This window comes from Micrococcus sp. LASM2_SD2, assembly GCF_057364565.1.
This window is the reverse complement of record NZ_JBNFOB010000127.1, coordinates 1-6,534: the sequence shown is the minus strand read 5'-3', so window position 1 is coordinate 6,534 and position 6,534 is coordinate 1. Positions and strand designations below refer to the sequence as shown.

6 protein-coding genes are annotated in these 6,534 nt (G+C 68.9%); all 6 read right to left on the bottom strand.

The window, feature by feature from the left end; translation table 11 throughout:
* Positions 1 to 44: 44 nt before the first annotated feature.
* On the bottom strand, positions 45 to 1,649 hold the full coding sequence (gene groL / locus AC2W7A_RS07835; protein ID WP_485990865.1) for a chaperonin GroEL: 1,605 nt from the start codon (positions 1,647 to 1,649) through the stop codon (positions 45 to 47).
* Between the two features lie 118 nt (positions 1,650 to 1,767).
* Entirely contained in the window at positions 1,768 to 2,064 is a 297-nt protein-coding gene (gene groES, locus AC2W7A_RS07830; RefSeq protein WP_067191682.1) for a co-chaperone GroES, read from the bottom strand.
* Positions 2,065 to 2,241: 177 nt separating this feature from the next.
* Positions 2,242 to 2,934 carry an iron ABC transporter ATP-binding protein gene (locus AC2W7A_RS07825; protein WP_485990864.1) on the bottom strand — a complete coding sequence of 231 codons (693 nt, stop codon included), beginning with the start codon at positions 2,932 to 2,934 and terminating at the stop codon, positions 2,242 to 2,244.
* A 58-nt stretch (positions 2,935 to 2,992) separates the two neighbouring features.
* Entirely contained in the window at positions 2,993 to 4,066 is a 1,074-nt protein-coding gene (locus tag AC2W7A_RS07820; protein ID WP_485990863.1) for an iron chelate uptake ABC transporter family permease subunit, read from the bottom strand.
* On the bottom strand, positions 4,059 to 5,030 hold the full coding sequence (locus AC2W7A_RS07815; RefSeq protein ID WP_485990862.1) for an ABC transporter permease: 972 nt from the start codon (positions 5,028 to 5,030) through the stop codon (positions 4,059 to 4,061). Before AC2W7A_RS07815 ends, AC2W7A_RS07820 begins: the two co-directional genes overlap by 8 nt.
* A gap of 156 nt (positions 5,031 to 5,186) precedes the next feature.
* Positions 5,187 to 6,221 (bottom strand): siderophore ABC transporter substrate-binding protein, encoded by a 1,035-nt coding sequence (locus AC2W7A_RS07810; protein WP_485990861.1) that lies wholly within the window; start codon positions 6,219 to 6,221, stop codon positions 5,187 to 5,189.
* Between the last annotated feature and the right edge of the window lie 313 nt (positions 6,222 to 6,534).

Below are 6,534 nucleotides of genomic sequence, written 5' to 3'. Positions count from 1 at the left end.
TGAGGTGCGGGGGGGCGTCGTCGTCACGCTGGAGCACGGGGGCGTCAGTGCTGGTGGTCGTCCTCGTCGTCCTCCGGCTTGTCCGCTACGAGGGTCTCGGTGGTGAGCACCAGGGCGGCGATGGAGGCGGCGTTGGCCAGTGCCGAACGGGTCACCTTCACCGGGTCGATCACGCCGTCGGCGATCAGGTCGCCGTAGACGCCGGTCTTGGCGTTGAAGCCCTGGTTCGGCTCCATCTCGGCGACCTTGGTGACGACGACGTAGCCGTCCTCGCCGGCATTCTGGGCGATCCAGCGCAGCGGCTGCTTGAGGGCCTTGCGGACGATGTCCACGCCCACGAGCGCGTCGCCGGCCAGGCCCTTGACGGCCTCGTCCTCCTCCAGCACGGCGAGGGCGTTGATGAGGGCGGTGCCGCCGCCGGCGACGATGCCCTCCTCCAGGGCCGCACGGGTGGAGGACACGGCGTCCTCGATGCGGTGCTTGCGCTCCTTGAGCTCCACCTCGGTGGCGGCGCCCACGCGGATCACGCCGATGCCTCCGGCGAGCTTGGCGAGGCGCTCCTGGAGCTTCTCCTTGTCCCACTCGGAGTCGGTGGCGGCGGCCTCGGCCTTGATCTGGGCCACGCGGGCCTCCACCTCGTCGGCGGCGCCGCCGCCGTCCACGATGGTGGTGGAGTCCTTGGTGACGGTGATGCGGCGGGCGGAGCCGAGCACGTCCAGGTCGGCCTGCTCGAGCTTCATGCCGAGGTCCGGGGACACGACCTGGGCGCCGGTGAGGATCGCGATGTCCTGCATCATGGCCTTGCGGCGGTCGCCGAAGCCCGGGGCCTTGACGGCCACGACGTTCAGGGTGCCGCGGATCTTGTTCACCACGAGGGTGGACAGGGCCTCGCCCTCGACGTCCTCGGCGATCACGAACAGCGGCTTGTTGGCCTGCAGGACCTTCTCCAGCAGGGGCAGCAGCTCCTGCACGTTGGAGATCTTGCCCGAGTTGATCAGGACGTAGGCATCCTCGAGCACGGCCTCCTGGCGCTCGGCGTCGGTGACCATGTACGGGGACAGGAAGCCCTTGTCGAACTGCATGCCCTCGGTGACGTCCAGCTCGGTAGAGGTCGTGGAGGACTCCTCGATGGTGATGACGCCGTCGGTGCCGACGGTGTCGAAGGCGCGGGCCAGCAGCTCGCCGACCTCGTCGTTCTGGGCGGAGATGGCGGCCACGTGGGCCACCTCCTTACCCTCGACCGGGCGGGCGTTCTCGAGCAGGCGGCGCTCGACGGCGGCCACGGCGGTCTCGATGCCCTTCTTGACCTCGTTCGGGGCGGCACCGGCGGCCACCTGGCGCATGCCCTCGTTGACGAGGGCCTGGGCCAGCACGGTGGCGGTGGTGGTGCCGTCGCCGGCGATGTCGTTGGTCTTGGTGGCGACCTCCTTGGCGAGCTGGGCGCCCATGTTCTCGTAGGGGTCGTCCAGCTCCACCTCACGGGCGATGGTCACGCCGTCGTTGGTGATGGTGGGCGCGCCCCAGGCCTTGTCCAGCACGACGTTGCGGCCCTTGGGTCCGAGGGTCACCTTGACGGTGTCCGCGAGCTTGTCGATGCCGGCCTGGAGGGCGCGGCGCGCGTCGTCGTTGAAAGCCAGCTGCTTGGCCATGGAGACGTCACGCTCCTTTCAGTGTCAGGTCTGTGGAGTCGGGGTGGGAGTGCGGTCACCGCCCGGGCCCGGGCCGTCGCGCGTGGGCGAGGGCGGCCGGGCCCCGGGCGGTGTCAGGTCACTTGGTGACGACGGCGAGCACGTCGCGGGCGGAGAGCACCAGGTACTCCTCGCCGTTCACCTTCACCTCGGTGCCGCCGTACTTGGAGTACAGGACGACGTCGCCCTCGGCGACGTCCACCGGCACGCGGTTGCCGTTCTCGGCGACGCGGCCCGGGCCCACGGCCACGACCTGGCCCTCCTGCGGCTTCTCCTTGGCGGTGTCCGGGATCACGAGGCCGGACGCGGTGGTCTGCTCGGCCTCGAGCGGGCGGACAACGATGCGGTCCTCGAGGGGCTTGATGGAGACAGACATGCTGCACACTCCTTCTGGTTCGACTCGTCTACTGCCCAACCGTCGTCGCGGGTGCCGGATCGGCAGAGGTCTTCGGATTCCTGGCACCCGGGGTGTCCGAGTGCCAACACCACTGACTCTAGGAACCCTCCTGGCACTCGGTCAAGGCGAGTGCCAGCTGTCCGCTGTGGGCGTGGCTCAGTAGTAGACGGCGAGGGGTCCGGCGGGACCGTCCACGACGTCGAAGGGCGTGTGGAAGATCTCCTGCAGCACGTCCGGACGCATGATCTCCGCCGGCGTGCCGACCTTCGAGACGCTGCCGTCGTTCATCGCCACGATCTGGTCCGCATAGGCGGCGGCGAAGTTGATGTCGTGCATGACGATCACCACGGTCCGGCCGAGGACGTCCGCGGTGCGGCGCAGCTGCTTCATCATCTGCACCGAGTGCTGCATGTCCAGGTTGTTCAGCGGCTCGTCCAGGAGCACGTAGTCCGTGTCCTGCGCGAGCACCATGGCCACGTAGGCGCGCTGGCGCTGGCCGCCGGAGAGCTGGTCCAGGTAGCGGTTCTCGAAGGCGGTGAGGTTGAGGAAGTCGATGGCCTCGGAGATGTACTTCTCGTCCTCCACCGTGATGCGCCCCTTGGAGTAGGGGTAGCGGCCGAAGCCCACCAGCTGGCGCACCGTGAGCCGGGTGATGAAGTGGTTCTCCTGGCGCAGGATCGCCAGTGTCTTGGCGAGCTCGCGGGACGGCGTCCTGGTGATGTCCTCGCCGTTGACCCGGATGCTGCCGGAGTCCACGTCCTGCAGCCGGCCCATCATGGTGAGCACGGTGGACTTGCCCGCGCCGTTGGGGCCCACCAGGGCGGTCACGCCCCCGGCGGGGATCTCCACGGAGACCGGGCCGATGGTCGTCTCGGCGCCGTAGGTCTTGGCGACGTTCTCGAGGTGATCACAGGCGGCCCTTCCGCATGACGACGAACAGGAAGACGAGTCCGCCCACGAGCTCGATGATCACGGTCACCGCGCCCTGGGCGTAGAAGACGTGCCGGAGCACGAAATAGGCGGTGGAGAGGATCGCGTAGCCGATGAGGAACGCGACCGGCAGCACCAGTCGGTGGTCGTAGGTGTCCGTGGCCGAGTAGGCCAGGGTGGCCACGAGGAAGCCCAGGAAGGTCATGGGCCCGATCAGGGACGTGGTCATGGACATCAGGACGGCCACCAGGAACAGGGAGACCATGACCTCACGGCGATGGTTCAGTCCGAGGTTGTTGCTCACGTCCGCCCCCAGCGCCACGAGGTTCATGCGGCGGGCACGGAGCCAGACCGCCAACCCGGCTACCGCGACCACGGGGATGACGTACACCAGGATCTCCGTGTCCGCGTTGCCGATATTGCCGAACAGGCGGGCAGTGAGGAGGTCGAACTCGTTGGGGTCCATGACGCGCTGCATGAAGGAGGACAGGGCACCCAGGCCGCCGCCGATCACCACGCCGACCAGCAGCATGATGTGGATCGAGCCGAGCCGCCCCGAGAGGAGCCAGGTGTACAGCAGCGTGGCGAACAGGACCATGGCGCCGGCCTGCAGGAAGAACTGTGCGCCCCCGGCGAAGAACGTCAGGCCGGCGGCGCCGAGGAAGAAGACGGTGGCGGTCTGGATCACCGTGTACAGCGCCTCGAAGCCCATGATCGAGGGGGTGATGATCCGGTTGCCGGTGGCGGTCTGGAAGGACACGGTGGCGAAGGCCTGGCAGAACGCGACCACGGCGATCACGATCAGCGCGTCCACACGCATGCCGACGATGAGCTCGAAGGCTCGGGAGCCCGGTGCCGCCGTGTTGCCCCAGAGCAGGATGCCGAGGGTGGAGCCGACCGAGGCGAGCACGAGGGCGGCCACCAGCAGGATGTAGCGGGTCCGGTGGCGTGGGTCGGTGAAGGGGCCGGACTGGCGGGGGCGGTCCGCCGAGGTGGCGGGCGCGTCCGCGGTGTCCGGGCCGGGGACGGAGGTCTTGAGCACGTCAGGCACCGCGGCGCCTCCTCACGAGCAGCAGGACGAACACGACGGCGCCCACCATGCCGAGGATCAGGGACACCGGCACCTCGAAGGGGGCGATGACGATGCGGGCCAGGATGTCGCAGACGCCGACGATCCAGATACCGACCATGCAGACCCAGGGCAGGTTCGAGCGCAGGTCGTCTCCGCGGAACATGGACACGAGGTTGGGCACCACCAGGCCCAGGAACGGCAGCGAGCCGATCACCACGGTGGTCACCCCGGTCACCAGGGCCACCATGGTGACGCCCGTGAACACCACGGCCGTGTAGTTGAGGCCGACATTGGTGGCGATGTCCTTGCCCAGGCCGGCCACGGTGAAGCGGTCCGCGATCACGAAGACGGCCACGAGCACCACGAGCGTGATCCACATGGGCAGGTACCGGCTGCCCACCACGGAGGTGAAGGAGCCGTTGAACCACTGGCCGACCTGCTGGAGCATGTTCGTCTCCAGGGCGAGGAAGGTGGAGAAGGCGCCCACCACCGCGCCGAGCATGATGCCCACGATCGGCACGATCAGCGACGACTTCAGGGTCACCCGCCGCAGGAACAGGAAGAACACGAGCGTGCCCACCAGCGCGAAGAGGATGGCACCGACCATGCGGACCATCAGCGGGGCGCCGGGGAACACGATGAGCGTGACCAGCAGCCCGAGGCCGGCCCATTCGGTGGTGCCGGTGGTGGTGGGCTCCACGAAGCGGTTCTGCGTCATCAGCTGCATCACCAGGCCGGCCATGGCCATGGCGGAGCCCGCGAGCACCAGGGAGACGGTGCGGGGCACGCGCGTGGTCTGGAACATCTCCCAGCCGCCGGGGGCGTTCACCACGTCGTAGACGCCCACGAACAGGGAGGTGACCACCACGGCGAGGGTGATGAGGACGCCGACGAGCAGCGGCCAGGTGCGCTGCCAGCGGGACCTCGGCTGCCGCGCGGGCACCGGGGGGACCCAGCAGAAGCGATCCTCCCCGTCCCCGGCACGGGCCCGTGGGTCCACGGCCCGACCGCGCCCCGGCCCGGTGGTCCGCCCCCGGGGCGCGGCGAGGCGCCAGGTCCGTGTCCGGACCCAGCGCCGTCGCGCTCGTGTTCGCCGGGATCATGCCTTGCTCTCGAAGGCGTCCGCGAGGTCGTTCATGAGGGTCGTGTAGTTCTGGATGTCCTCGGTGATGTAGAAGTTGTTCGGCAGGTAGACGATCTGGTCCTTCTTCACCGCGGTGACGTCCTTCAGGGCCGGGGACTTCTTGATGAGCTCCTCGGCGGTGGAGTAGTCCGCCTCCTCCGAGGCCGCGATGGCGGCGTCCCGGTCCATCACGATGATCCAGTCCGGATCGGACTGCGCGATGGCCTCGACGGAGATGTCGTCCCCCATGTGGTTGGCGGAACCGTCCTGCTTCAGCGACGGGGTCAGGTCCAGCATGTCGAACACCGGGCCGATGGCACGGCCGGTGGACGGCGCCGCGTAGGCGAGGTTGCCGCCGGAGGCGATCAGCCCCATGACAGTCTGGTCCTCGTCATAGGCCCCCTTGGCACGCTCGATGGAGGCGTCGAAGTCCTCGATCAGCCTCTTGGCGTCGTCCTGGTGGCCGAAGACCTCACCGAGCAGGGTGGTGTGCCTTTTCAGCTCCTCGTCCAAGCGGAAGCCCTCGGCCTCCGTGTCGATGTTCGTGTCCACGAGGGCCGCCTCGGGCGCCAGCTCGGCGATGTCCCCCTTGAGGTCGGCAAACCGCTGGCCGTTGACGATCAAGTCCGGCTCGGCGGTGACGAAGCCCTCCAGGTCCGGCTCGCGGTGGGTGCCCAGGTCATGGACGGCGTCGTCCGTCTCATAGGAGACCTCCTCGCCGTACATCAGCGCCCGCGGGGCGGCCGCCAGGTCGACGCCCCAGGAGTCGAGGGTGCGGAAGGACCGGTTGTCCGTGGCGATGATGCTCTGCGGGTCCTCCGGGATGGCGACCTCGTCTCCGGCCATGTCCGTGACGGTGGCCGCGGCGGTGCCCTGCTCGCCCTGGGCGGCGGCACCGGAGCCGGAGCCCTCGGCTGAGCCCGGGTCGCCGCCGGCACAGCCGGACAGGGCCAGGAGGGCGGCGGCGGAGAGGGCGAGGGCACCGGTGGTGCGCTGGCGGAAGAAGGCCATGGGAGCGTTCCCCTTGCATTACGGGCCGGATTCACGGTCCGGCGGTCTGTGGATGGACGGAAGCGAGGCCGTCGACTCAGGCATGCCTTACCTCGCCCGATTAGCGTACATGAATGTTTTCTAATCGCCCAAGATGTGTGTCATATAACTCAGAATCCCGCTCTGACATAGGGTTTCATTCGCATGGAGCCCTGGCAGGGCGGGCGCCGGGGCTCAGAGCGGGGTCACCTCGAGGGCGACCTTGGCCTCCCCCACACGGGCCAGCACCAGCGTCGCGTGCCGCCCGGCGCCGCCGCCGCCGCGTCGACGACGG

Coding starts and splice junctions, on each gene's coding strand:
- groL (WP_485990865.1), bottom strand. CDS start 1,649: ATGGCCAAGCAGCTGGCTTTCAACGACGACGCGCGCCGCGCCCTCCAG.
- groES (WP_067191682.1), bottom strand. CDS start 2,064: ATGTCTGTCTCCATCAAGCCCCTCGAGGACCGCATCGTTGTCCGCCCG.
- AC2W7A_RS07810 (WP_485990861.1), bottom strand. CDS start 6,221: ATGGCCTTCTTCCGCCAGCGCACCACCGGTGCCCTCGCCCTCTCCGCC.